Here is a 23,651-nt window from a genome sequence, read left to right on the forward strand (position 1 = left end):
AATTACTTTTTGTTGCCAACCGCGCCATCGAGCCATTCAGAAAAATCTTTGCCCAATACCGGATGACGAACACCGTACTCAACGAAAGCCTGCATGTAGCCCAGTTTGTTACCACAGTCATGGCTCACGCCTTTCAGGTGATAGGCTTCAACGGTCTCTTTTTCCATCAGCATCGCGATAGAGTCAGTTAACTGAACTTCGCCGCCTGCACCTGGAGGCGTTTTCGCCAGCAGTGGCCAGATATCAGCTGAAAGAACATAACGACCTACAACGGCCAGGTTAGATGGCGCTTCTGCCGCTTTTGGCTTCTCAACCACACCCACCATTGGAGCGCTGTCGCCTGGGTTCAGTTCTGCGCCCTGGCAATCGACAACACCGTAGGCAGTCACATCAGCAACCGGCTCAACCATGATCTGGCTGCGGCCAGACTCTTCATAACGGCTCAGCATTTCTGCCAGGTTATCTTTGGTTGGGTTAGATTCGTATTCATCGATGATCACGTCTGGCAGGATCACAGCAACAGGCTCATCACCCACTAATGGATGCGCGCACATTACCGCGTGGCCCAGGCCTTTAGCGATGCCCTGACGAACCTGCATGATGGTGACGTGTGGCGGGCAGATTGACTGGATTTCGTCCAGCAGCTGACGCTTAACGCGTTTTTCCAGCATAGATTCCAGTTCGAAGCTGGTATCGAAGTGGTTTTCGATGGCGTTTTTAGAAGAGTGAGTGACCAGCACAATTTCGTTGATGCCGGCAGCAATACACTCGTTAACGACATACTGGATTAACGGCTTATCAACCAGCGGTAACATCTCTTTCGGAATCGCTTTAGTGGCTGGGAGCATGCGCGTACCCAGACCCGCTACCGGGATTACCGCTTTTTTTACTTTGGACTTATAGGCAGACATTAAGATACCTCTCTTATAGGCCGTTCAAGTTAATACTTGATATGTCGGTTTAAATTCGGAAATGAGTATATCAGTTAGTATCGAACGGATTTATCCTGGAAGAACTGAAACCGTCGAAATTAAGACTATTACCCAAGTGTAAAGCTAACTTCTGGCCCTGTCTCCAGCGCCAGATTAAATTAATTTTTGTTGTTTATTCTTCAGCCGATAGCATCAGTCGAATGCGTCCGCCCGCGCCCCAGACGTGGCATTGCCAGTTTTCGGCACGCTGACTGATCTGATTAAGATGGGTGCTTCCCATGGTGCCCAGAGGCACGCCGTTGCTGAGTTGAATCTGATGGGCATGAACGTGAAGCGTGGCGTTTAAACCGGCTGAAACCAGGATGAGATTTTTTAAACCGCGGTGATAATACCCTACCAGTAACGGGAACTGGCCACTGAGGTTGGCCTGACGTAACAGCAAATTGACCTGTCTGAGCAGGCCATTGAGTTCCGGTAAGCGCTGTTTTTGCCCCGACAGCTGCTCCTGCAGCAGGCCGTTAAACAGCGCACGCAACAGCAACGCGGCCAGTACCCCATTGTCGCCTGCCCGGGTGACGTCCAGACAGTAAAATGCCAGGTCTTTATCAGAGAGGGCAGCGATATCCAGCACCAGGCCCGGCTGCTCGGCCATGGTGAGCTGCCGATAGTTGACCCGACAGTTAGCAATGGTTTGCTGCACCGGCGGCTGAAGCTGCTTAAGCAACTTGGCGGCCGCTTTCGGATCGCGCACCAGCGCATCCCAGTCCTGAAACAGCTGTTCGTCCTCCTCCACTTTAGAAGTGAACATCGAGGGATAAAGACACTCATAGACCGCTTCACGGAAGCGCTCAAAGTTTTTCAGCGGTTTAAGCAGCACATCCTGCACCCCAAGGCGCAGCACGTGGGCGATATCAGACATGTTTTCGGTTGCTGAGATGATCAAAATCGGAACCGCATTGCCACGGGTACGAATATGCTCAACGAACTGGATCCCACTCATACGCGGCATTTCCAGATCGCAAATTATCAGGTCGACAGTATGCTGTTGTAGTTGTGCAATTGCTTCCAGACCATCTTCCGCTTGTAACGTCACAGCACCCATCGATAACAAAAATTGGTCCAGCAACGAACGGAAAACAGCCTCATCTTCGACAATGAGTATCTTTTTGCCGATTAGTGGTTTTTCCATTCTTTCCCCCTGCGTACCAGATATTTCAATAGTGGTTCATAAAACGCAGTTGCGCCTTTCAGAATTGCCCGAAGTAACATCTGAGAATGAACAACCTGATTATCTGCCACGGACCAGTGGTAACAGTTCATCCATTTTCTTCTCAACGGCGGCCTTGCCTGCCTCGATAGCCTCTTCAGCACGATGAAAGTCCAGCGTCGAAATTTGCGGACAGACGGGCTGAATCAGGACATCGGGCGGATCGCCTGCCATACGATTTCGCTTCAGGCGATTTTCCAGCACCTGGATAGAAGTGGTCATGATCTCCATCGCTCCGGGTGTCTGGGACGCACGACGCTGGCTGAAATTTACCAGACGCTGGCGTAGCTTTCCGCTCCAGCTCAATGCCACCGCGGCGGCTTCTTCTTCACTGTTCTGGGGTGTCACGGAAAACAGGTCCTGCTGCATCAGATGCGCGTCATGCTGTAGGTCAACGGCGATAACAATGTCAGCGCCCAGGGCACGCGTTAATGAAATCGGCACCGGATTAACCACGGCACCATCCACCAGCCAATACCCATTGTAGCCCACGGGCGGTAATAAACCTGGCATACTGCAGGATGCCCGCACCGCCTGGTGCAAATCGCCCTCGGTCAGCCACAGCTCACGGCCGGTACTGAGGTTGGTCGCGACCACGCCAAAGGGTTTACCGCAGGTTTCAATAGTGTCATTGGGAATTAACTGCCGGACATGATTGAACACCCGCTCGCCGCGCAATAAGCCCCCGCGCTGCCACGAAACATCCATCAGGCGAATGACATCCCAGTAACGAAACGCGCTGACCCATTTTTCCATCAGCGGCAAGCGGTTATTAACATAGGCCGAGCCGACCAGCGCGCCGACTGAACATCCCGCCACCACATCGACTTCAATTCCGGCGTGCTCAAGCGCCTTAATTACGCCGATATGTGCCCATCCTTTGGCTGCTCCAGAACCCAGAGCCAATCCAATTTTTACCTTTCTCATCTGTGTCTGGTCCTGCCGTCAATACATAGCGTCACAACGTAGGGTCAGCTAACATAGCGCGCTGGTTTATATCGACTCATCACCCTCAGGAGATCACGTGTCAGACATCTGCCCATGTTGTAGCGGAGAGCAGTATAGCGTATGTTGCGAGCCCTTTCTTAAGGGTACTCAAATTCCTGTTACAGCTGAACAACTTATGCGTTCACGTTATTGCGCTTATGTTCAGCAGAATGCAGATTATCTGGTTTCTACCTGGCATCCTGCCAAACGTCAGCCCGCGCTGGCAGGGCTTTTATCTGAAAGTTTTCAGGGCACTGAATGGCTAAGCCTGAATGTAACCCGTTGTAATCATGGAAGCCATGAGAATGAAGCTTTCGTCACCTTTTTTGCGCGATACCGCGAGAAAATGACCATTCAGGCCATTCATGAGTGTTCACGCTTTCTTCGTGAGGATCAACGCTGGTACTATGTCGATGGAACGGCGCCACAGGTCGGCCGTAACGATCGGTGCCCCTGCGGCTCCGACAAAAAATACAAAAAATGTTGTGGCTGAGCCAAAGGCAACCGCAACGGTTCTACCCCTAATGCTTTGACAGGACTCTGATTGAGATGCAAGCGCAAACCATGCAAAGAAAAGTTTTACGTACCATTTGTCCCGATGCAAAAGGTCTGATCGCCAAAATCACCAATATTTGTTACAAGCACGAGCTGAACATTGTGCAAAACAATGAGTTTGTTGATCATCGCACCGGGCGTTTTTTTATGCGCACAGAGCTGGAAGGGATTTTTAACGACAACACCCTGCTTGCCGATCTCGATAGCGCCCTGCCACAGGGTTCAGTCCGTGAACTGCACAGCGCCGGCCGCCGCCGCGTGGTTATCCTGGTGACCAAAGAGGCACATTGTCTTGGCGATCTGCTGATGAAGAGCGCCTTTGGCGGTCTGGATATGGAAATTGCTGCGGTGATCGGTAACCATGACACGCTGCGTTCGCTGGTTGAGCGTTTCGACATTCCTTTCGTGCTGGTCAGCCATGAAGGTCTGACGCGTGAAGAACACGATAACCGGATGGTTGAAGAGATCGATCGCTATCAGCCTGACTATGTGGTGCTGGCTAAATATATGCGCGTGCTGACCCCGGCTTTCGTGCAGCGCTACCCTAATCAGATCATCAATATCCACCACTCGTTCCTGCCCGCCTTTATCGGCGCCCGTCCTTATCATCAGGCGTATGAACGCGGCGTGAAAATTATCGGCGCGACCGCGCACTACGTAAATGACAACCTGGATGAAGGTCCGATCATTATGCAGGACGTGATTAATGTTGATCACAGCTACACCGCTGAAGAGATGATGCGTGCTGGTCGTGACGTAGAAAAGAACGTGTTAAGCCGCGCACTGTATAAAGTGCTGGGTCAGCGCGTGTTTGTTTACGGGAACCGAACGATTATTCTTTAATCACGCCAGTGGCTGAATTGCCTGCAGATTCAGCGCTACGGGCAAAAAGTGGGCAAACAGATGCTGTTTTGCCGATGGGCGCTTTACACCTTTATCGCATTTGGTATGATGCGCCCCGCTTTAAGACATAAAGATTCAGGCCATGGTGGGATTCCCGAGCGGCCAAAGGGAGCAGACTGTAAATCTGCCGTCACAGACTTCGAAGGTTCGAATCCTTCTCCCACCACCATCTGAATCGTCTTGTTGCCAGCATACCGTAATCCCTGGTGGGATTCCCGAGCGGCCAAAGGGAGCAGACTGTAAATCTGCCGTCACAGACTTCGAAGGTTCGAATCCTTCTCCCACCACCATCTCGCATATCGTACAAATTCCCAAACTAATACCTAAGCTTCCTGTTCTGCGGGGAGAGGGATGAGAACCTTCGATTAAGGTTCGGGTCGAGCTTTGCGAGACAACGCGCTTCAGCGCGGCCCGAAGGGTGAGGCGCAGCGCGCCGAATAATCCTTCTCCCACCACCATCTCGCATATCGTACAAATTCCCAAACTAATACCTAAGCTTCCTGTTCTGCGGGGAGAGGGATGAGAACCTTCGATTAAGGTTCGGGTCGAGCTTTGCGAGACAACGCGCTTCAGCGCGGCCCGAAGGGTGAGGCGCAGCGCGCCGAATAATCCTTCTCCCACCACCATCTCGCATATCGCACAAAATTCCCTACTAATACTTTAGCTTCCTGTTCTGCGGGGAGAGGGATGAGAACCTTCGATTGCTGTTCTATCCTGCTGTTTTTGTTAACTACTCCTGCTGTTACTGCTTATCTCCCCCTGCTCTGTTGGTCTGTCCCTGCCCTGTGGTCTAATCTTCCGCGCTTCGGTCATGACTTTTTCAGTAAAAATCGCTACCATCCCAGCCTATTACTCGCTGAACGATTTACTCGCTGAACAATGGTCGATTCCATGAAATTTGTTTCATTCAACATCAATGGGTTGCGCGCCCGTCCGCATCAGCTACAGGCACTGGTTGAACAACACAGTCCGGACGTCATCGGCCTGCAGGAAACCAAAGTCCACGATGACATGTTCCCGCTGGAAGAGGTGGCGAAGCTCGGTTACAACGTCTTTTATCATGGCCAGAAAGGCCATTACGGTGTAGCGCTGCTGACGAAGGTTCAGCCGGTCGCGGTGCGCCGTGGCTTTCCCGGTGATGATGACGATGCACAACGCCGCCTGATTATGGCCGAAATCCCCAGCCCGATTGGCGACATCACGGTGATTAACGGCTATTTCCCACAGGGCGAAAGCCGCGACCATCCGACCAAGTTTCCGGCCAAAGAGAAATTTTATCGCGACCTGCAACGTTTTCTGACCGACGATCTGCCCGCCGACAAACCGGTGCTGATCATGGGAGACATGAATATCAGCAGCACCGATCTGGATATTGGAATTGGTGAAGAGAGCCGCAAGCGCTGGCTGCGTACCGGCAAATGTTCATTCCTGCCGGAAGAGCGTGAGTGGATGGATCGGCTGCTGGGCTGGGGACTGGTGGACACCTGGCGTGAACATAATCCTGAAACCGCCGATCGCTTTTCGTGGTTCGACTATCGCTCAAAGGGATTCGATGATAACCGCGGTTTACGCATCGATCTGGTTCTGGCGAGTAAAAACCTGGCGGCCCACTGCGTAGAGAGCGGCATTGATTATGCTATCCGCGGCATGGAAAAACCGTCGGATCACGCGCCGATCTGGTCCACCTTCCGCTTCTGATCGACGCGCGTTAACTGAAGGTCGCGTGGCCGGCTGCCACGCGACCGCTATTTGACTATTTTCCAGATCAGATTATTGGTGCCCAGCGAGTGTTCATCACGGGCGCACTGCAGTAACACCCCTTCCGATTTCACCACCGACCCTTCGCTGTAGTTACGATTATCAAAAATACAGCAGCGCAGACAGTCCGGCTGACGCCGTTGTCCCTGGGTCCAGACTTCCGGCGGCAGGTCGACCACCACGTCGGTGTTGACGCCATTGTCGCTGTCTGGCGGCGGCTGATGTCGGCTGTTGGCCTCTGCGGCACCGGCAGCCAGCGACAGGGCCAGCACGATTAATAGTGAAAAACGCCTCATTCCGTCTCCTTGACTTTACGCTTGGTTTTGCGCACCGGACGTTTTTGTCCGGTGGACGGTAATCCCCGAAAGGCATGCACTGCAGGCTGTTGCCGCGCCTGATAAATCAGTCCGGTCAGGGTCTGCACCAGCGGCTGCATGAACTCATCATAGCGGCAGGCCTTTTCGCTGATCCGGGTCAGCGTGGATTCCCACTGCGCGGTCATATCCGGGCGTGCAGCCAGATCGGGTAACGAGTGAATCAGGGCACGACCAGCCTCGGTTGAGTGAATATAACGGCCCTTTTTCACCAGGAAGCCACGACGAAACAGCAATTCGATAATGCCGGCACGGGTCGCTTCCGTTCCTAAACCATCGGTCGCACGCAGCACTTTCTTTAATTCTTTATCCTGAACGAAGCGGGCTATCCCGGTCATCGCCGAAAGGATAGTCGCGTCGGTAAACGGGCGCGGTGGCTGAGTCTGCTTCGCCAGCACTTCACCGCGCTCACACAATAGCTCATCGCCTTTGGCGACCACCGGTAGCGGCATACCATCATTCTCTTCATCCCGCTCTTTGTTACCGAGCAGCGCCCGCCAGCCCGCTTCTGCCAGGAAACGCGCTTTGGCGACGAATTTACCGCCCGCGATTTCCAGTTCAATGACGCATTTACGGAACACCGCATCCGGACAAAACTGCATCAGATACTGGCGCGCCACCAGCGCATAGATATTTTGCTCGTTCTCACTCAGTTTCACCGAACCGGCGCGGGCAGTCGGGATAATCGCATGGTGCGCATCGACCTTTTTGTCATCCCAGCAGCGGTTACGGCGATCGGCATCAAAATCGGCCGGCGGCGTCAGCTGCGGCTGATGAGCCTGAATGGCGTTCAGTACCGCATGCCGGCCGGCGAAATGCTCCTCCGGCAGATACCGGCTATCCGAACGCGGATAGGTGATCAGCTTGTGGGTTTCATACAGCCGCTGGCAGGTATCCAGCACCGTCTGGGCACTCAGCCCGTAACGCTTCGCTGCCTCAATCTGCAGGCTGGATAAGGAGAAGGGTAACGGTGCGCCTTCGTTTTCGCGTTTATCGCTGTAGGCGGTCACCGCCGCCGGCTGGCCGGTGATACGCGCTACGACGTGATCGGCCAGCGCCCGCTTCAGCAAACGCCCCTCTTCATCCTGCCACGGCTCGCAGGCTTCGCTCGGTACCCAGCTGGCGACGAACCGCACCTGATCCGGGGTGATGATGTGGGCTTTCACCTCGAAGTAATCCTTCGGCAGAAAGTTTTCAATCTCTTCGTCGCGCCGCACCACCAGCCCGAGCACCGGCGTCTGCACCCGCCCGACTGACAGCACGCCATCGTAGCCGGCACTGCGCCCCAGCAGCGTCCAGGCACGGGTCATATTGATGCCGTACAGCCAGTCGGCACGGGCGCGGGCCAGCGCCGAAACGCACAGCGGAATAAACTCCCGGTTTTCCCGCAGGCGATTGACCGCGCGATCTACCGCCTGCGGATTAAGATCGTTGATCAGGCAGCGCTGCACCCGGCTGCGCTTTTCTGCCGGCAGGTTGAGATAGTCCAGCACCTCATCGACCAGCAGCTGTCCTTCGCGATCGGGGTCACCGGCATGCACGATCTCACTGGCCTGGGCCAGCAATCCTTCCACCACTTTCAGCTGTTTGGCGACTGACGGCCGCGGCTTAAGCTGCCACTTTTGCGGAACGATCGGCAGGTCGGCTAACGACCAGCGCGCATAACGGCTGTCGTAGCTGTCGGGTTGCGCCTGCTCCAGCAGATGGCCGACACACCAGGTCACCACCTGATCGTTGCCGCAGGCGATAAATCCATCGCCGCGTCGATGGGGTTTTGGCAGCACATCGGCAATGGCCCGCCCAAGACTGGGTTTTTCCGCAATAAACAAACGCATTGAATCAGGTAATCCTTAACATCAGGGAATAACAGTGATAACCGGTTGTTCGCTGTTGGCTGCAAATATGGCGGCTATGTTAGCCTGGCAAGGCGTCTGGCGTAAGCGTCACGGGCCGGGATAGCGATCATTCGCACAGGAAGCGTTCAATTTGCAGGGCCAGAAGATGCCCTGCCGGCAGGTTGAGAAAAAGGATCAGAAATAGCTGACGAAAGGCGCGGTGTCGGGCGGCAGCACGGTGGTGCTGGACTTCAGCTGCGGCGTGCCTAAATAGAGGAAGCCGACAATCGCATCCTGCTCGCGGCAGCCAAATGCCTGACGAACACTCTCATCGTCAGTCCACGGGCCGCTGCGCCAGATACCGTTATAGCCCTGCGCGGCTGCCGCCATCTGCATCGCCATCACCGCACAGCTGGCCGATGCAATCTGCTCCCAGCGCGGCACTTTCGGGTGGGGTTCACAGTGGGCTACCACGGTAATGATCATCGGTGCGCGGAACGGTGACTGACTGGCCTTGTTGATCGCCTTCTCATCCAGTTGCTTATCACGTGCCGCCTGCTCCAGCAGCTGACTCAGCCGATCGCGGCCCTCATTTTCCACAATAATAAAGCGCCAGGGTTGCAGCGTGCCGTGATCCGGTGCGCGCATAGCGGCGCGCAATATATTTTCCAGCGCCTCGCCGGCAGGCGCCGGGTCGGTCAGACGTGATGCCGAACGACGGTTAACCAGTAACTCCAGTGCATCCATGTTTTTTCTCCCACTCGCATTGATGTTGCACTAATCCTGGCACAGTCAGATTTTTTGTAACAGTCGGCGGTGAATTCCTGCTGACTTTTAGCACGCCGCTCTTTAGGATGAGCTCGTCGGGGAAGCCTGGTACGCGCGGCGGCCACTTCCGGCTACATGAATATGGAGAGTCTGATGCGCACATTGTGGCGAATTATTGCAGGTCTGTTTCGCTGGACCTGGCGGGTATTAAATTTTATCAGGGAATTCATTCTGAATATTTTCCTGATTTTGTTGATTGTGGCAGGTGTCGGGATCTGGCTGCAGGTGAGCGGTTCGGGCGGCAGTTCAGCGCCGATGCAGCAAGGTGCGCTGCGGGTCGACCTTAGTGGTGTACTGGTCGATAAGCCTTCGGTCAGTAATCGCCTGAGCAAAATTGGCCGTCAGTTGCTGGGTGCCAGCAGCGATCGGCTGCAGGAAAATTCGCTGTTTGACGTCGTCGATGCGATTCGACAGGCTAAAACAGACAGTAACATTAAAGGTATGGTGCTGGATTTACGCGACTTTGCCGGCGGCGATCAGCCTTCGCTGCAGTATGTGGGCAAAGCACTGCGCGAATTCCGCGACAGCGGCAAGCCGATCTATGCGCTGGGCGACAGTTACAGCCAGGCGCAATATTATCTCGCCAGCTACGCCAGCAAAATCTACCTGTCGCCGCAGGGCACGGTCGATCTGCACGGTTTCGCTACCAACGGTCTCTATTACAAAACTCTGCTGGAAAAACTGAAAGTCACTTCCCATGTATTCCGGGTCGGGACCTACAAATCCGCAGTCGAGCCGTTCCTGCGTGACGATATGTCACCTGCCGCCCGCGACGCTGACAGCCGCTGGGTAGGTCAGCTGTGGCAGAACTACCTGAATACCGTATCCGCTAACCGTCAGATTACCCCTGAGCAGCTGTTCCCGGGTGCGGCGGCGGTGATTGCCGGTCTGAATGCGGTTAAAGGCGATACTGCGCAGTACGCGCTGGATAACAAGCTGGTGGATGTGCTGGGTTCCCGTGCCGCCGCCGATCAGGAGCTGGTGAAAACCTTTGGCCTTGATAAGCAGAGTAATGATTATCGCAGCGTCAGCATCTACGACTATGCGGTTAAACCGGCCCCGGCGCAGGATGGCAACATTGCCGTGGTGCTCGCCAGCGGCGCGATCATGGACGGTGAAGAGACGCCAGGCAACGTCGGTGGCGATACCACTGCCGCACAGATTCGCGATGCGCGTCTCGATCCGAAAATCAAAGCCATTATCCTGCGGGTCAACAGTCCAGGCGGCAGCGTAACGGCCTCTGAAGCGATTCGCGAAGAGCTGGCGGCGGCGCATGCTGCCGGTAAGCCGATTGTGGTTTCGATGGGCGGCATGGCGGCATCCGGCGGTTACTGGATTTCGACGCCGGCCAACTACATCGTGGCCAACCCCAGTACCCTGACCGGCTCTATCGGTATTTTCGGCGTGATCAATACGCTGGAAAACAGTCTGGATGCGATTGGTGTGCACACTGACGGTGTGGCTACCTCACCGCTGGCCGATATCTCCAGCACCAAAGCGCTGCCAACAGAAGTTCAGCAGCTGATGCAGCTGACCATCGAAAATGGTTATCGCAACTTTGTGGGGCTGGTGGCGAAGTCACGCAACAAAACGCCAGAGCAGATTGATGCCATCGCGCAGGGCCACGTCTGGACCGGTAGCGACGCCAAAGCCAATGGCCTGGTCGATGCGCTGGGTGACTTTGACGATGCGGTGAAGAAAGCCGGTGAGCTGGCAAAAGTGAGCAAACCGCAGCTGAGCTGGTATCAGGATGACCCGAGCTTCCTCGATATGATGCTAAACCAGGTCAACGCCTCGGTTCAGGCGGTGCTGCCGGATCCGCTCAAGGCCTGGCTGCCTGCCCCGATGCTGGATGTGATGAGCGCGATGAAAGCGCAACCTGGTCTGTTTGATCATCTTAACGATCCGCAAAACCGTTACGCCTTCTGCCTGAACTGCGGCGACGTGCGATAAACTGTGCGATAAACCTCGCAGCCCGGCCGCTGGTCGGGCTGCTTTTCCCGGTCTTTCCCCTTATACTGCGCGTTTTACGGCAAGTCTGAGTTCTCTAATGCAAAAGAAAAACATCTACGTAGCCTACACCGGCGGTACCATCGGTATGCAGCGATCGGCACAGGGTTACATTCCGGTTTCCGGCCATCTGCAGCAGCAGCTGGCTAACATGCCTGAATTCCACCGTCCCGAGATGCCCGATTTCACCATTCATGAGTATCAGCCGCTGATCGATTCGTCCGATATGACGCCGCAGGACTGGCAGTCAATCGCCGAGGATATCCGTCAGAATTACGATCGCTATGATGGTTTTGTGATTCTGCATGGTACCGATACCATGGCGTTTACCGCGTCGGCCCTCTCCTTCATGCTGGAGAATCTGGCTAAACCGGTTATCGTCACCGGCTCGCAGATTCCGCTGGCGGAGCTACGTTCGGATGGGCAGCAAAACTTATTGAACTCGCTGTATGTGGCGGCCAATTATCCGATCAGCGAAGTGTCGCTGTTCTTCAACAATACCCTCTACCGCGGCAACCGGACCACCAAAGCGCACGCCGATGGTTTTAATGCTTTCGCTTCGCCTAACCTTTCCGCGCTGCTGGAAGCCGGTATTCATATTCGCCGCCTGAATACCCCGCCCGCGCCGCAGGGCCAGGGCGGGCTGATTGTGCACACCATTACGCCGCAGCCGATTGGTGTGGTGACCATTTATCCAGGCATCTCGGCCGATGTGGTGCGCAACTTCCTGCGTCAGCCGGTAAAAGCGCTGATTCTGCGCTCTTACGGGGTCGGCAATGCACCGCAGAATGCGGAGTTCCTGGCTGAACTGCAGCAGGCGAGCGAGCGCGGTATCGTGGTGGTCAATCTGACCCAATGCATTTCGGGCAAGGTTAATATGGGCGGCTACGCCACCGGCAACGCGCTGGAACATGCTGGCGTCATCAGCGGTTTTGATCTGACCGTTGAGGCAGCACTGACTAAGTTGCACTTCTTACTTAGCCAGAACCTCTCCGCCGATGAAATACGCAGCAAAATGCAGCAGAATCTGCGCGGTGAACTGACAGAAGATTGAGACGGAGCGACTTGTAATGAAACGCGCACTGATCATTATTGATATCCAGAATGATTTTTGTCCGGGCGGCCCAATGGCCGTCCACGAAGGCGACCAGACCGTTGAGGTTGCCAACCGCTATGCACGCACCTTTATCCAGAACGGTGAACCGGTGGTCGCGCTGCAGGACTGGCATCCGGCCGATCACGGCAGTTTTGCCTCGGTCTCCGGCGAGCCGGTCTACACCCTTGGCGAATTAAACGGTCTGGCGCAGATCTGGTGGCCGGATCACGGCATTCAGGGCAGCCAGGGGGCCGATTTCCATCCTGACCTCGATCGTTCGCTGTTTGATGCGGTGTTTCATAAGGGGCAGGATCAGGATGTTGACAGCTACAGCGCCTTCTTCGATAACGGCCATCGCCGCAAAACCGAACTCGACAGCTGGTTACGCGAACGCGAGATTACCCATCTGGTAGTGCTGGGGCTGGCGACCGACTACTGTGTGAAATACAGCGTACTGGACGCGCTCGAGCTGGGCTACCAGGTTGAAGTGGTCAAAGAAGGCTGTCGCGGCGTGAACCTGAATCCCGAAGACAGTGAGATCGCCTTCGCGCAAATGACCGCCCAGGGCGCGGTGCTGATATAAAAAAAGCTGGCGCTAAGCCAGCTTTTTTTTGCCCGGTGAAGACAGATCACCCACTGACGGTGAACATGGCTCACTCAGTGCAGGTTGATGCGGGTCACGTCTGAGTCGATACCGAACTCTTCCTTAAGCTGCTTTTTAGACTTCGTCACCATCTCGCCGTCTTTGCCGATAGTCATGTGCTGCGGGCTGTCGTTATGCCGCGCCTGCCACAGCATCACCAGCTGCAGACAATTGTCGCGCTGTTCCTGGGTTAGCGCCACGCCATCCGGCCATTTACCAATCTCTACCGCCGTTGCCAGTCGCTGATAGACTTCTGGCGTCATTGCGGCGAGCATCGCTTCAAGTTGCTGCTTCATCGCCCTTATCCTTTGGTCTGTTCGCCCTGCTCGTCGGTAAAATTCAGTGAGGCGGAGTTGACGCAATAGCGTTCTCCGGTCGGCTGCGGGCCATCAGGGAAAACGTGTCCCAGATGTGCGTCACATTGACCACAGCGAATCTCAATGCGCTGCATGCCGTGTGAATCATCTTCAATATAACGAATCGCGTCGTCGCTTACCGGCTGGTAAAAGCTCGGCCAGCCACAACCTGAATCATATTTGGTCTCAGACAGAAACAGCGGCGCGTTACAAACCAGACAGTGGTAAATGCCGTCTTGCTTGTTGTGCAGCAGTGCGCCACTGTAAGGCGGCTCCGTTCCGCGATGCTGGGTCACATACCGCTGCATTTCTGTCAGCTGCGCAATTTTTGCTTCGGGTGCGGTGTCTTTAGCCATTTTTAAGATTCCGGAAGGTGCCATTCTGAAAATTTCGACTACTATTCTAACAAATGATCAACATAAGACGGGTCTTTTTTCGTGCTCACCCTTTCAGTCCGACGTCTGCAACCCGGATTTGTGACTTTGATCACCTTTTATCCGGGGCATCCCTATATATTCGGCGATTGATTAAACGAAGCGCGATATCATTGGCGGTCCGCAAGCGATTGCGCATCGAATAATTCCTTTCAGGCGAATTGACCTGTCGCAACAATTGACACGATTCCGCTTGACGCCTGGTAAGGTTTTTGTAATTTTACAGGCAACCTTTTATTCACTAACAAATAGCTGGTGGAATATATGACTATCAAAGTAGGTATCAACGGTTTTGGCCGTATCGGTCGCATCGTTTTCCGTGCTGCTCAACAGCGTTCTGACATCGAAATCGTTGCAATCAACGACCTGCTGGACGCCGATTACATGGCGTACATGCTGAAGTATGACTCTACTCACGGTCGTTTCGACGGCACCGTAGAAGTTCAGGACGGCGCACTGGTTGTTAACGGCAAGAAAATCCGTGTTACCTCTGAGAGAGATCCGGCTAACCTGAAGTGGGACGAAGTCGGCGTTGACGTTGTTGCTGAAGCAACCGGTATTTTCCTGACTGACGAAACTGCACGTAAACACATCACTGCAGGCGCGAAGAAAGTTGTTCTGACCGGTCCATCGAAAGATGACACCCCAATGTTTGTTCGTGGTGCAAACTTCGACAAATACCAGGGTCAGGATATCGTTTCTAACGCATCGTGCACCACTAACTGCCTGGCTCCACTGGCAAAAGTGATCAACGACAAGTTTGGTATCGTTGAAGGTCTGATGACCACTGTTCACGCAACTACCGCTACTCAGAAAACCGTTGATGGCCCGTCTCACAAAGACTGGCGCGGCGGCCGCGGCGCATCTCAGAACATCATCCCTTCATCAACTGGCGCAGCGAAAGCAGTCGGTAAAGTTCTGCCAGAGCTGAACGGCAAACTGACCGGTATGGCTTTCCGCGTACCAACCCCTAACGTTTCCGTGGTTGACCTGACTGTACGTCTGGAAAAAGCGGCCTCTTACAAAGAAATCTGTGCTGCTATCAAAGCTGCTGCAGAAGGCGAGATGAAAGACGTGCTGGGCTATGTTGAAGATGACGTAGTTTCTACTGACTTCAACGGCGAAATCCTGACTTCAGTGTTTGACGCTAAAGCCGGTATCGCGCTGAACGACAACTTTGTGAAACTGGTTTCCTGGTACGACAACGAAACTGGCTACTCAAACAAAGTTCTCGACCTGATTGCGCTGGTTTCTGCTAAATAAGGCAGCCAGACATCACTGAGAATAAGGGCGACTTCGGTCGCCCTTTTTTTGATCCGCTCAGCAAGGAATCGAACATGCAAGATAAACTGTTTTCTCTGCCGGTGGTGACGCAGATCTCCCCTTACCTGTCGCAGCGTCAGGTTGGAGAACTGCCGGCGATTATCGTCAGTCATCCCAAAGTGCGTGCCGCCCTGACTCTGCAGGGTGCCCATCTGATTGCCTGGCAGCCTAGCGGTGAGCAGCCGGTGCTGTGGCTCAGCGACAAGAGCCAGTTTGCCCCCGGTAAAGCGATTCGCGGTGGCGTGCCGATCTGCTGGCCATGGTTTGGCCCGGCAGGCGAACCGGCGCACGGCTTTGCCCGTAATCAGCCGTGGACGCTGTCAGCGCATGATGAAAATGAAGATGGCGTGATGCTGACGCTGGTGCTGGAAAGCAATGCTCAGACGCTGAAGCTGTGGCCGCATGAATTCACGTTAATTGCCCGCTTCCGGCTCGGCCAGCACTGCGAAATCGAACTGGAAGCGCACGGTGACTTCGAAGCAACCGCTGCCCTGCACAGTTATTTCACCGTCAGCGATATCAGCGGAGTTGAAGTGTCAGGACTGGGAAACAGCTATATCGACAAGGTAAATCAGGGTGAGATCGGCAGCAGTGACGGAAAGCAGCGCTATCCGGGCCGAATTGACCGCATCTTTACCGCAGCCGAAGATTGCTCAGTGATCAACGATCCGGCTGCTCAGCGGCAGATTGAAGTCTATCACCACCATCACAGTGACGTTGTGACGTGGAATCCAGGGGTTGAGCTCTCCTGCAGCATGGCCGATATGCCGAATGAGGGCTACAAGACCATGGTTTGCGTGGAAACGGCCCGTATCAACCAGCCACTGCGCAGCGCAGGCGAAAAGCCGGCCCGTCTGGCGACCACCTTCCGCCTGAAGAAAAAAATCAGCGGCGAGGCGGTTAAAGCTTAAACCACGTCGAGCGGCAACTTGTGCTGCGGTGCCGGATAGCGCTGGTTAATCAGGGTGAGATCGTCCTCTGTCAGCACCACCTCCAGCGCCGCAGCATTTTCCTGCACATGGGCGACAGAACTGGCTTTGGGAATGGCGATAACCCCAGGCTGACGGATCACCCAGGCCAGCAGCAGCTGCGCCACGCTGATGCCCTTTTGCTGTGCAAGTCGGGTCAGTTGAGGATCGCTGAACAGGCTTTCGCGCAGTCGTCCGGCCTGCGCCAGCGGGCAATAAGCCATGATCGGCAGGTTTCGCTGCTGGCAGGCTGGCAACAGATCGTATTCAATGCCGCGTGAGCCGAGATGGTAAAGCACCTGATTGGTCGCGCACTGCGCCCCACCCGCTTCATCCCACAGCTCAGCCATATCATCGGTATCGAAATTAGAGACGCCCCAGTAGCGGATTTTACCCTGCTGCTGCAGACATTCCATCGCCCGTATCGTCTCTTCCAGCGGAATGTTACCGCGCCAGTGCAGCAGGTAGAGATCGAGGTAATCGGTTCTCAGGCGGCGCAGGCTGCGCTCGCAGGCTTCAATGGCATCCTGCTCACCGGCATTCCACGGATAGACTTTAGACACCACCAGCGCCTGGTCACGACGCCCCTGCAGCGCTTCACCCACCACCTCTTCGGCCGCGCCGTCAGCGTACATTTCTGCCGTGTCGATCAGGCGCAGACCGCACGCCAGTCCGGCCTGCAGCGCAGCGACTTCGGTTGCACGCTGCGCCGGGTTTTCGCCCATATACCAGCTGCCCTGGCCGATCACCGGCAGAGAGTGATGGCCGGCAAAATTGATGAGGTTACGCATTCCGCTCTCCCGCCCCATTATGAGGCCCCATAAAAGAACAGAGGGCATAAAATGCCCTCGTTTAGTGCGTTATCAGAAGGTGTAACTGACGCCGGTCCAGAGTGTCGCCTGGCTGCTTTTATCAATCATCGGGCTGTCTTTGATTTCGCTGTCGAAACGGGTATAGCGTCCGACGACGCCAACGTTCCACTGCGGCGAAATCTGATAGCTGGCGCTCAGCTCGACGTAAGGTGACCAGCTGTCATCCGGATTATAGCGGCTGATGCCGGTACGGGCGCTTTCATGGCCGGAAACACCGTAGTAATAACGGTTTTGATTGGCACTGTTCCACATCGCACCGATACCGGGCGTCAGGCTGAAATCACCCATTTCGAAACGATAAAGGTAGGTTAAGTCCCAGATCATACCGTTGCTGTTGTTCAGCACGTCACCCAGTAAGGCGGTGCGGACAATACCCCAGTCGGCAGTATGACGGTAGGTGGCACCCGCCATCAGGGTCATTCGACGCTTATCCAGCCCTTTCATATCGCCCAGATCGTTGTCGCTGGGCTTGTACTCCTGCGGGGAACCGAGCAGCGTCAGTGACAGCTGGTTCTGCGGATCTTTCCACAGATAGTAACCGCCCTGCAGGCTGCGGAACCAGAAGTTTTCACCTTCGTAATTAATCACCGGAACCGGCAGGTAACGGTCCTGACCACCACGATAAGGGGACTCGGCATAAATCACTGAAGCACCGACAGAAAGCGGTGCGGCATGAGCGCCGCCAGAGAGCAAATAACAAGGTAAAAGTGCGACAAGCGCCTTAAATTTGAATTGGTTCACAATTTATTCATTCCATAAATATAACAATCAAACATGAAGTCTAACGTTTTTTTGCGACTGGATTAACTTATATCGAATTCCTTTAAGCGACCAGCCGCTGAAAGTGGCATTAAAGGTTAAAATCACGTTAAGTTAAGTCATCAGAGGCGCATACCGGCCTTACATCAAACCGATTATGTTGTTGATCTCACCCTCACCTATCCACAGCCATGGAGGAAATTTCTTAGAAGCCATCTACAGTTAGAAGTAAGACCAGACATATTGTACGAGCAGAGTAACCATAAAAGTTGTGTATCCCGATAAAAACGATCAGGTTGGCATAAGGGTTGCTGTACTCAATAGAGAATATCTTCCGGGAGCTGCATGAGCCTCTAATTACGCTCCTTACCTGTGCTAAAAACGAAAGGACGGGCATCGCTATGAATATATTCGATCACTATCGTCAGCGTTATGAAGCTGCCAAGGACGAAGAGTTCACACTGCAGGAATTTCTTGCTATCTGTAAGCAGGATCGCAGTGCATACGCCAACGCTGCAGAGCGACTGTTAATGGCTATTGGTGAGCCAGTAATGGTTGACACTGCTCAGGAGCCACGCCTTTCCAGAATATTCTCCAACCGTGTGATGGGACGCTATCCGGCGTTCGAGGAGTTTTACGGCATGGAGGAAGCGATTGAACAAATCGTCTCCTACCTGAAACATGCCGCTCAGGGACTTGAAGAGAAGAAACAGATCCTCTATCTGCTGGGTCCGGTCGGCGGCGGTAAATCCTCGCTGGCTGAGCGGCTTAAATCGCTGATGCAGCGCGTACCGATCTACGTGCTGAGCGCCGATGGCGAACGCAGCCCGGTCAATGACCATCCGCTCTGCCTGTTTAACCCGCAGGAAGATGCCCATATCCTTGAAAAAGAGTACGGCGTGCCGCGTCGCTACCTCGGCACCATTATGTCGCCGTGGGCGGCCAAACGTCTGCACGATTTCGGTGGCGATATCTCACGCTTTAAAGTGGTTAAGGTCTGGCCATCGATTCTGGAACAGCTGGCGATTGCCAAAACCGAACCCGGCGATGAGAACAACCAGGATATCTCGGCGCTGGTGGGTAAAGTGGACATCCGTAAACTGGAGAATCACGCGCAAAACGATCCTGATGCCTACGGCTACTCCGGCGCACTGTGCCGCGCTAACCAGGGCATCATGGAGTTCGTCGAGATGTTTAAGGCGCCAATTAAGGTACTGCATCCTTTACTGACCGCTACCCAGGAAGGTAACTATAACGGGACTGAGGGCATTTCGGCCCTGCCGTTCAACGGCATCATTCTGGCGCACTCCAACGAGTCAGAATGGGTCACCTTCCGTAATAACAAAAACAATGAGGCGTTCCTTGACCGTGTTTACATCGTCAAAGTGCCTTATTGCCTGCGGGTCTCGGAAGAGATCAAAATTTATGAAAAACTGCTGAATCACAGTGAGCTGGCCACCTCGCCTTGTGCACCCGGCACGCTGGAAACCCTGGCTCGCTTCTCGATTCTGTCGCGGCTGAAAGATCCGGAAAACTCCAGCATCTACTCCAAAATGCGGGTTTATGACGGTGAAAGCCTGAAAGATACCGATCCTAAAGCCAAATCGTGGCAGGAGTATCATGACTACGCGGGCGTGGATGAAGGGATGAACGGTCTGTCGACCCGTTTTGCCTTTAAGATCCTGTCGCGCGTCTTCAACTTTGACCATGCCGAAGTGGCGGCCAACCCGGTGCACCTGTTCTACGTGCTGGAGCAGCAGATTGAACGTGAGCAGTTCCCGCAGGACCAGGCGGAAAAATACCTCGAGCACCTGAAAGGCTATCTGATCCCGAAATACGCCGAGTTCATTGGCAAAGAGATTCAGACCGCTTACCTGGAATCCTATTCCGAGTATGGTCAGAACATCTTCGACCGCTACGTGACCTACGCCGACTTCTGGATCCAGGATCAGGAGTATCGCGATCCCGATACCGGTCAGCTGTTCGATCGGGAATCGCTGAATGCGGAACTGGAGAAGATTGAGAAACCTGCTGGCATCAGTAACCCGAAAGATTTTCGTAACGAGATCGTCAACTTTGTGCTGCGCGCCCGGGCACACAACAACGGTCGCAATCCGAACTGGACCAGTTACGAGAAATTACGCACCGTGATTGAGAAGAAAATGTTCTCAAACACCGAAGAGTTGCTGCCGGTAATCTCCTTCAATACCAAGACCTCTACTGATGAGCAGAAGAAACACGACGATTTCGTCGACCGCATGATGGAAAAAGGCTATACCCGCAAACAGGTTCGCCTGCTGTGTGAATGGTATTTGCGTGTGCGTAAATCGTCCTGATTAAGGTAAGCAAGCCGGTATTGCGATACCGGCCGTCTCAAGGTCGGGCATGCCCGACCTGCTTGCAATGTAGTTTGGGGGAACACTATGGCCTATTTCATCGATCGCCGGCTTAACGGTAAAAACAAGAGCGCGGTCAACCGCCAGCGCTTCTTGCGCCGTTACAAGTCGCAAATCAAGCAGTCGATCTCCGAGGCCATTAATAAACGCTCGGTTACCGACGTCAGCAGCGGTGAATCTGTTTCGATACCTATTGATGACATCAATGAGCCGATTTTTCACCAGGGACGCGGCGGTAATCGCCATCGCGTGCATCCTGGAAACGACCATTTTGTGCAGAATGACCGCATCGAGCGGCCGCAGGGCGGCGGTGGTGGCGGCAGTGGTCAGGGCAATGCCAGTCAGGATGGCGAAGGTCAGGATGAATTCGTCTTTCAGATTTCTAAGGATGAGTATCTCGATCTGCTGTTTGAAGATCTGGCGCTGCCCAACCTTCGCCGCAACCAGCATCGTCAGCTGAATGAGTACAAAACGCACCGTGCCGGCTACACCTCTAACGGGGTTCCCGCCAACATCAGCGTTGTGCGCTCGTTACAAAATTCACTGGCGCGCCGAACGGCGATGACCGCAGGTAAACGGCGTATGCTGCATGAGCTGGAAGAGACACTCAGCATCGTGGAAAAATCGGAACCGGCTCAGCTGCTGGAAGAGGAACGCCTGCGCAAAGATATCGCCGAGCTGCGCGCACGCATCGAACGGGTGCCGTTTATCGACACCTTTGACCTGCGCTACAAAAACTTTGAGAAACGCCCGGAACCCTCCAGCCAGGCGGTGATGTTCTGCTTAATGGATGTCTCGGGTTCGATGGATCAGGCCACTAAAGATATGGCCAAGCGTTTCTATATTCTGCTCTATCTGTTCCTGAGCCGGACCTACAAGAATGTCGATGTGGTCTATATCCGCCACCATACTCAGGCTAAAGAGGTCGACGAACAGGAGTTCTTCTACTCGCAGGAGACCGGCGGTACTATCGTCTCCAGCGCCCTGAAACTGATGGATGAGGTGGTCAAAGAACGTTATGACCCGGCACAGTGGAATATCTACGCTGCGCAGGCGTCCGATGGCGACAACTGGGCCGATGACTCACCGCTTTGTCACGAAATTCTGGCGAAGAATATCCTGCCGGTAGTGCGTTACTACAGTTATATTGAGATCACCCGCCGTGCCCACCAGACGCTGTGGCGCGAGTATGAGCATCTGCAGGCGATGTTCGATAACTTCGCGATAGAGCATATTCGCGAACCGGAAGATATCTATCCGGTGTTCCGATCTCTGTTCCATAAACAGGCAACCGAAGCCTGATCAACCAAGCCGGCTTATCACCGGCTTGTTTTTTATCTGCCGAATAACCTGATAAAACAGTCGGTTTTCTGCCGCTTGCCTGCCAACTCCCTCATTCTTCACATTAATCTGATACCATTTGCCACTAAGCAATTCGTATAATTTTCATTTTGACCATGACAACTCCTTGATAAAACATTATCTTTCAGACATAGCATGGACATTTGTCATGATTTGATGCAACTCAACGCCATATCTCAGGAGCCCGGGTTTGAACCACACCATTGTTTACAGTCTGTTTATCATCGGTTCTGTGCTGGTAGCCTCAAGCATTTTGCTCAGCTCTTTCTCCTCGCGTCTCGGCATTCCTATCCTGGTTATCTTCCTGGCACTGGGCATGCTGACCGGAATTGATGGCATCGGCGGCATCGCCTTTGATAACTATCCCGCTGCGTATCTGATCTCTAACCTGGCGCTGGCCATCATCCTGTTGGATGGCGGCATGCGAACCAAAGCCAGCTCGTTTAAGGTGGCGCTGGGGCCCGCCCTGTCGCTGGCGACCATCGGCGTGATGATTACCGCCGGCTTAACCGGCGTGGTGGCCGCCTGGCTGTTTAATCTGGATATGATGCAGGGCTTCCTGATTGGCGCAATTATCGGTTCAACCGACGCGGCGGCGGTGTTCTCACTGCTGGGCGATAAGGGCCTGAATGAGCGCGTCAGTTCAACCCTTGAGATAGAGTCCGGCAGTAACGATCCGATGGCGGTGTTTCTGACCATTACCCTGATTGAGATGATTGAGCAGGGCCAGACCGGGCTCGACTGGATGTTCCTGGTGCATCTGGTGCAGCAGTTTGGACTGGGCATCGTGTTAGGCCTGGGCGGCGGCTGGGCGTTACAGCAGTTAATTAACCGCATCAGCCTGGCCGGTGGACTTTATCCGCTGTTGGCGTTGAGTGGCGGCATTCTGGTTTTTGCCCTGACTACGGTGTTAGAAGGCAGCGGCATCCTCGCGGTCTACCTGTGCGGTTTTCTGCTGGGTAACAGCCCAATCCGTAACCGTCACGGCATTTTGCAGACCTTCGACGGCATGGCCTGGCTGAGTCAGATTGGGATGTTTATCGTGCTGGGCCTGCTGGTTACGCCGTCAGACCTGTGGCATATCGCGGTGCCAGCGATGATTCTGTCGCTGTGGCTGATTCTGGTAGCGCGTCCGCTGTCAGTGTTTATCGGCCTGCTGCCATTCCGCAGTTTCACCACCCGCGAACGTTTCTTCATCAGCTGGGTGGGCTTACGCGGTGCGGTGCCGATTATCCTGGCGGTATTCCCGATGATGGCGGGGTTAGAAAATGCCTCGCTCTACTTCAATATTGCCTTCTTCGTGGTGCTGGTTTCGCTGATGCTGCAGGGCACCTCGCTGGGCTTTGCCGCCAAAAAAGCCAAAGTGGTAGTGCCGCCGACCGCCTCGCCAATCAGCCGGGTGGGTCTGGATATTCATCCGGAGAATCCGTGGGAGCAGTTTGTTTATCAGCTCAGCGCCGATAAATGGTGTGTCGGTGCCGCGCTGCGCGATTTGCAGATGCCGCGTGAAACCCGGATCGCGGCACTGTTCCGCGATAACGTGCTGATGCACCCCAATGGAGGGACGCGCCTGAAAGAGAACGATGTGATCTGCGTGATTGGCCGTGAGCGCGATCTGCCAGCGCTCGGCAAGATGTTCAGCCAGTCGCCGCCGGTGTCGCTCGATCAGCGCTTCTTCGGAGACTTCATTCTGGATGCAGAAGCCCGTCTGCGCGATGTGGCGCAAATCTACGGCCTTGAGCTGGACGAAGCGACCAATGACCAGCAATCGCTGGGGCAACTGATGCTCAGCATGCTGGGCGGCGCGCCGGTGGTTGGCGATCAGGTGGAATGGAATCAGCTAACCTGGACCGTCGCCGAGAAAGAAGATAACCGGATCGTGAAGATTGGCGTACGTCCGGCTGAAGAGAAGGAATAATCCTAATCATTCAGCCACGTTAATTTCTGCTGATGCACTAAGCTAATAGTTCAAGCCAGCACAAACGGGAGAAAT

21 protein-coding genes, 2 tRNA genes and 2 other RNA genes are annotated in these 23,651 nt (G+C 54.4%); 15 read left to right on the forward strand and 10 right to left on the reverse strand.

Going from position 1 to position 23,651, the window contains the following annotated elements; genetic code table 11:
• Window positions 1-2 precede the first annotated feature (2 nt).
• From galU to rssA, 3 genes are all read right to left on the reverse strand, one after another.
• On the reverse strand, window positions 3-911 hold the full coding sequence (galU, locus tag AC6I8I_RS10335; RefSeq protein ID WP_031374590.1) for a UTP--glucose-1-phosphate uridylyltransferase GalU: 909 nt from the start codon (window positions 909-911) through the stop codon (window positions 3-5).
• A gap of 193 nt (window positions 912-1,104) precedes the next feature.
• The gene (rssB, locus tag AC6I8I_RS10340; protein ID WP_089561436.1) at window positions 1,105-2,121 is read right to left on the reverse strand and encodes a two-component system response regulator RssB; all 1,017 of its coding nucleotides are present in this window, start codon (window positions 2,119-2,121) and stop codon (window positions 1,105-1,107) included.
• Between the two features lie 99 nt (window positions 2,122-2,220).
• Window positions 2,221-3,126 carry a patatin-like phospholipase RssA gene (gene rssA, locus AC6I8I_RS10345; protein ID WP_031374592.1) on the reverse strand — a complete coding sequence of 302 codons (906 nt, stop codon included), beginning with the start codon at window positions 3,124-3,126 and terminating at the stop codon, window positions 2,221-2,223.
• Between the two features lie 97 nt (window positions 3,127-3,223).
• Here rssA and AC6I8I_RS10350 point away from each other — a divergent pair, with 97 nt between their 5' ends.
• From AC6I8I_RS10350 to xthA, 7 genes are all read left to right on the forward strand, one after another.
• Entirely contained in the window at window positions 3,224-3,679 is a 456-nt protein-coding gene (locus AC6I8I_RS10350) for a YchJ family protein (protein ID WP_497827809.1), read from the forward strand.
• A 56-nt stretch (window positions 3,680-3,735) separates the two neighbouring features.
• Window positions 3,736-4,584 (forward strand): formyltetrahydrofolate deformylase, encoded by an 849-nt coding sequence (gene purU / locus AC6I8I_RS10355; protein WP_312057690.1) that lies wholly within the window; start codon window positions 3,736-3,738, stop codon window positions 4,582-4,584.
• Between the two features lie 144 nt (window positions 4,585-4,728).
• Window positions 4,729-4,813, forward strand: a tRNA-Tyr gene (locus AC6I8I_RS10360).
• Between the two features lie 36 nt (window positions 4,814-4,849).
• Window positions 4,850-4,934: transfer RNA gene (locus AC6I8I_RS10365), tRNA-Tyr, on the forward strand.
• A 40-nt stretch (window positions 4,935-4,974) separates the two neighbouring features.
• Window positions 4,975-5,102: non-coding RNA, RtT sRNA (locus AC6I8I_RS10370), on the forward strand.
• A gap of 40 nt (window positions 5,103-5,142) precedes the next feature.
• Window positions 5,143-5,270: non-coding RNA, RtT sRNA (locus tag AC6I8I_RS10375), on the forward strand.
• A gap of 265 nt (window positions 5,271-5,535) precedes the next feature.
• On the forward strand, window positions 5,536-6,342 hold the full coding sequence (gene xthA, locus AC6I8I_RS10380) for an exodeoxyribonuclease III (RefSeq protein WP_312055803.1): 807 nt from the start codon (window positions 5,536-5,538) through the stop codon (window positions 6,340-6,342).
• A 47-nt stretch (window positions 6,343-6,389) separates the two neighbouring features.
• Here xthA and AC6I8I_RS10385 read toward each other — a convergent pair whose 3' ends face one another.
• The 3 genes from AC6I8I_RS10385 to AC6I8I_RS10395 form a co-directional block, all read right to left on the reverse strand.
• The gene (locus AC6I8I_RS10385; RefSeq protein WP_312055802.1) at window positions 6,390-6,698 is read right to left on the reverse strand and encodes a YnjH family protein; all 309 of its coding nucleotides are present in this window, start codon (window positions 6,696-6,698) and stop codon (window positions 6,390-6,392) included.
• On the reverse strand, window positions 6,695-8,611 hold the full coding sequence (locus AC6I8I_RS10390; protein ID WP_312055801.1) for a DNA topoisomerase III: 1,917 nt from the start codon (window positions 8,609-8,611) through the stop codon (window positions 6,695-6,697). The genes AC6I8I_RS10385 and AC6I8I_RS10390 overlap by 4 nt, the downstream gene beginning before the upstream one ends.
• A 195-nt stretch (window positions 8,612-8,806) precedes the next feature.
• Entirely contained in the window at window positions 8,807-9,358 is a 552-nt protein-coding gene (locus AC6I8I_RS10395) for an NAD(P)H nitroreductase (protein ID WP_312055800.1), read from the reverse strand.
• Window positions 9,359-9,532: 174 nt separating this feature from the next.
• Here AC6I8I_RS10395 and sppA point away from each other — a divergent pair, with 174 nt between their 5' ends.
• The 3 genes from sppA (at window position 9,533) to pncA (ending at window position 13,128) form a co-directional block, all read left to right on the forward strand.
• Complete coding sequence (sppA, locus tag AC6I8I_RS10400) at window positions 9,533-11,392, forward strand: signal peptide peptidase SppA (RefSeq protein WP_312757162.1); 1,860 nt, start codon at window positions 9,533-9,535, stop codon at window positions 11,390-11,392.
• A gap of 97 nt (window positions 11,393-11,489) precedes the next feature.
• Window positions 11,490-12,503: an asparaginase gene (gene ansA, locus AC6I8I_RS10405; RefSeq protein ID WP_312055798.1), complete on the forward strand. Its 1,014-nt coding sequence runs from the start codon at window positions 11,490-11,492 to the stop codon at window positions 12,501-12,503.
• A 16-nt stretch (window positions 12,504-12,519) separates the two neighbouring features.
• Complete coding sequence (gene pncA, locus AC6I8I_RS10410; protein WP_312055797.1) at window positions 12,520-13,128, forward strand: bifunctional nicotinamidase/pyrazinamidase; 609 nt, start codon at window positions 12,520-12,522, stop codon at window positions 13,126-13,128.
• 74 nt (window positions 13,129-13,202) lie between these two features.
• Here pncA and AC6I8I_RS10415 read toward each other — a convergent pair whose 3' ends face one another.
• Together AC6I8I_RS10415 and msrB are read right to left on the reverse strand one after the other, a co-directional pair.
• On the reverse strand, window positions 13,203-13,484 hold the full coding sequence (locus AC6I8I_RS10415; protein ID WP_312055796.1) for a YeaC family protein: 282 nt from the start codon (window positions 13,482-13,484) through the stop codon (window positions 13,203-13,205).
• Between the two features lie 5 nt (window positions 13,485-13,489).
• Window positions 13,490-13,900, reverse strand: a complete 411-nt coding sequence (gene msrB / locus AC6I8I_RS10420) for a peptide-methionine (R)-S-oxide reductase MsrB (RefSeq protein ID WP_312055795.1) — start codon at window positions 13,898-13,900, stop codon at window positions 13,490-13,492.
• A gap of 342 nt (window positions 13,901-14,242) precedes the next feature.
• On the opposite strand from msrB, the gene gapA reads away from it, so the two are divergent.
• Both gapA and AC6I8I_RS10430 read left to right on the forward strand, forming a co-directional pair.
• Complete coding sequence (gene gapA, locus AC6I8I_RS10425) at window positions 14,243-15,241, forward strand: glyceraldehyde-3-phosphate dehydrogenase (protein ID WP_069728542.1); 999 nt, start codon at window positions 14,243-14,245, stop codon at window positions 15,239-15,241.
• 74 nt (window positions 15,242-15,315) lie between these two features.
• Window positions 15,316-16,212, forward strand: coding sequence for a D-hexose-6-phosphate mutarotase (locus AC6I8I_RS10430; RefSeq protein ID WP_312757169.1), 897 nt, complete (start codon window positions 15,316-15,318; stop codon window positions 16,210-16,212).
• Here the strand turns inward: AC6I8I_RS10430 and AC6I8I_RS10435 are convergent.
• Together AC6I8I_RS10435 and AC6I8I_RS10440 are read right to left on the reverse strand one after the other, a co-directional pair.
• The gene (locus tag AC6I8I_RS10435) at window positions 16,209-17,060 is read right to left on the reverse strand and encodes an aldo/keto reductase (RefSeq protein WP_497820212.1); all 852 of its coding nucleotides are present in this window, start codon (window positions 17,058-17,060) and stop codon (window positions 16,209-16,211) included. The genes AC6I8I_RS10430 and AC6I8I_RS10435 overlap by 4 nt on opposite strands.
• A gap of 72 nt (window positions 17,061-17,132) precedes the next feature.
• Complete coding sequence (locus tag AC6I8I_RS10440) at window positions 17,133-17,882, reverse strand: MipA/OmpV family protein (protein ID WP_312055792.1); 750 nt, start codon at window positions 17,880-17,882, stop codon at window positions 17,133-17,135.
• Between the two features lie 419 nt (window positions 17,883-18,301).
• On the opposite strand from AC6I8I_RS10440, the gene yeaG reads away from it, so the two are divergent.
• The 3 genes from yeaG (at window position 18,302) to AC6I8I_RS10455 (ending at window position 23,576) form a co-directional block, all read left to right on the forward strand.
• Window positions 18,302-20,236 (forward strand): protein kinase YeaG, encoded by a 1,935-nt coding sequence (gene yeaG, locus AC6I8I_RS10445; protein ID WP_031374605.1) that lies wholly within the window; start codon window positions 18,302-18,304, stop codon window positions 20,234-20,236.
• A gap of 87 nt (window positions 20,237-20,323) precedes the next feature.
• Entirely contained in the window at window positions 20,324-21,598 is a 1,275-nt protein-coding gene (locus AC6I8I_RS10450; RefSeq protein WP_312055791.1) for a YeaH/YhbH family protein, read from the forward strand.
• Window positions 21,599-21,848: 250 nt separating this feature from the next.
• On the forward strand, window positions 21,849-23,576 hold the full coding sequence (locus tag AC6I8I_RS10455) for a potassium/proton antiporter (protein ID WP_031374607.1): 1,728 nt from the start codon (window positions 21,849-21,851) through the stop codon (window positions 23,574-23,576).
• The last annotated feature ends 75 nt before the right edge of the window (window positions 23,577-23,651 follow it).

Source organism: Pantoea sp. X-Soil-YNGN-775 (genome assembly GCF_059730575.1).

Coding starts and splice junctions, on each gene's coding strand:
- xthA (WP_312055803.1), top strand. CDS start 5,536: ATGAAATTTGTTTCATTCAACATCAATGGGTTGCGCGCCCGTCCGCAT.
- AC6I8I_RS10450 (WP_312055791.1), top strand. CDS start 20,324: ATGGCCTATTTCATCGATCGCCGGCTTAACGGTAAAAACAAGAGCGCG.
- AC6I8I_RS10435 (WP_497820212.1), bottom strand. CDS start 17,060: ATGCGTAACCTCATCAATTTTGCCGGCCATCACTCTCTGCCGGTGATC.
- AC6I8I_RS10395 (WP_312055800.1), bottom strand. CDS start 9,358: ATGGATGCACTGGAGTTACTGGTTAACCGTCGTTCGGCATCACGTCTG.
- rssB (WP_089561436.1), bottom strand. CDS start 2,121: ATGGAAAAACCACTAATCGGCAAAAAGATACTCATTGTCGAAGATGAG.
- AC6I8I_RS10415 (WP_312055796.1), bottom strand. CDS start 13,484: ATGAAGCAGCAACTTGAAGCGATGCTCGCCGCAATGACGCCAGAAGTC.
- pncA (WP_312055797.1), top strand. CDS start 12,520: ATGAAACGCGCACTGATCATTATTGATATCCAGAATGATTTTTGTCCG.
- galU (WP_031374590.1), bottom strand. CDS start 911: ATGTCTGCCTATAAGTCCAAAGTAAAAAAAGCGGTAATCCCGGTAGCG.
- sppA (WP_312757162.1), top strand. CDS start 9,533: ATGCGCACATTGTGGCGAATTATTGCAGGTCTGTTTCGCTGGACCTGG.
- AC6I8I_RS10390 (WP_312055801.1), bottom strand. CDS start 8,611: ATGCGTTTGTTTATTGCGGAAAAACCCAGTCTTGGGCGGGCCATTGCC.
- msrB (WP_312055795.1), bottom strand. CDS start 13,900: ATGGCTAAAGACACCGCACCCGAAGCAAAAATTGCGCAGCTGACAGAA.
- yeaG (WP_031374605.1), top strand. CDS start 18,302: ATGAATATATTCGATCACTATCGTCAGCGTTATGAAGCTGCCAAGGAC.
- purU (WP_312057690.1), top strand. CDS start 3,736: ATGCAAGCGCAAACCATGCAAAGAAAAGTTTTACGTACCATTTGTCCC.
- gapA (WP_069728542.1), top strand. CDS start 14,243: ATGACTATCAAAGTAGGTATCAACGGTTTTGGCCGTATCGGTCGCATC.
- rssA (WP_031374592.1), bottom strand. CDS start 3,126: ATGAGAAAGGTAAAAATTGGATTGGCTCTGGGTTCTGGAGCAGCCAAA.
- AC6I8I_RS10385 (WP_312055802.1), bottom strand. CDS start 6,698: ATGAGGCGTTTTTCACTATTAATCGTGCTGGCCCTGTCGCTGGCTGCC.
- AC6I8I_RS10430 (WP_312757169.1), top strand. CDS start 15,316: ATGCAAGATAAACTGTTTTCTCTGCCGGTGGTGACGCAGATCTCCCCT.
- ansA (WP_312055798.1), top strand. CDS start 11,490: ATGCAAAAGAAAAACATCTACGTAGCCTACACCGGCGGTACCATCGGT.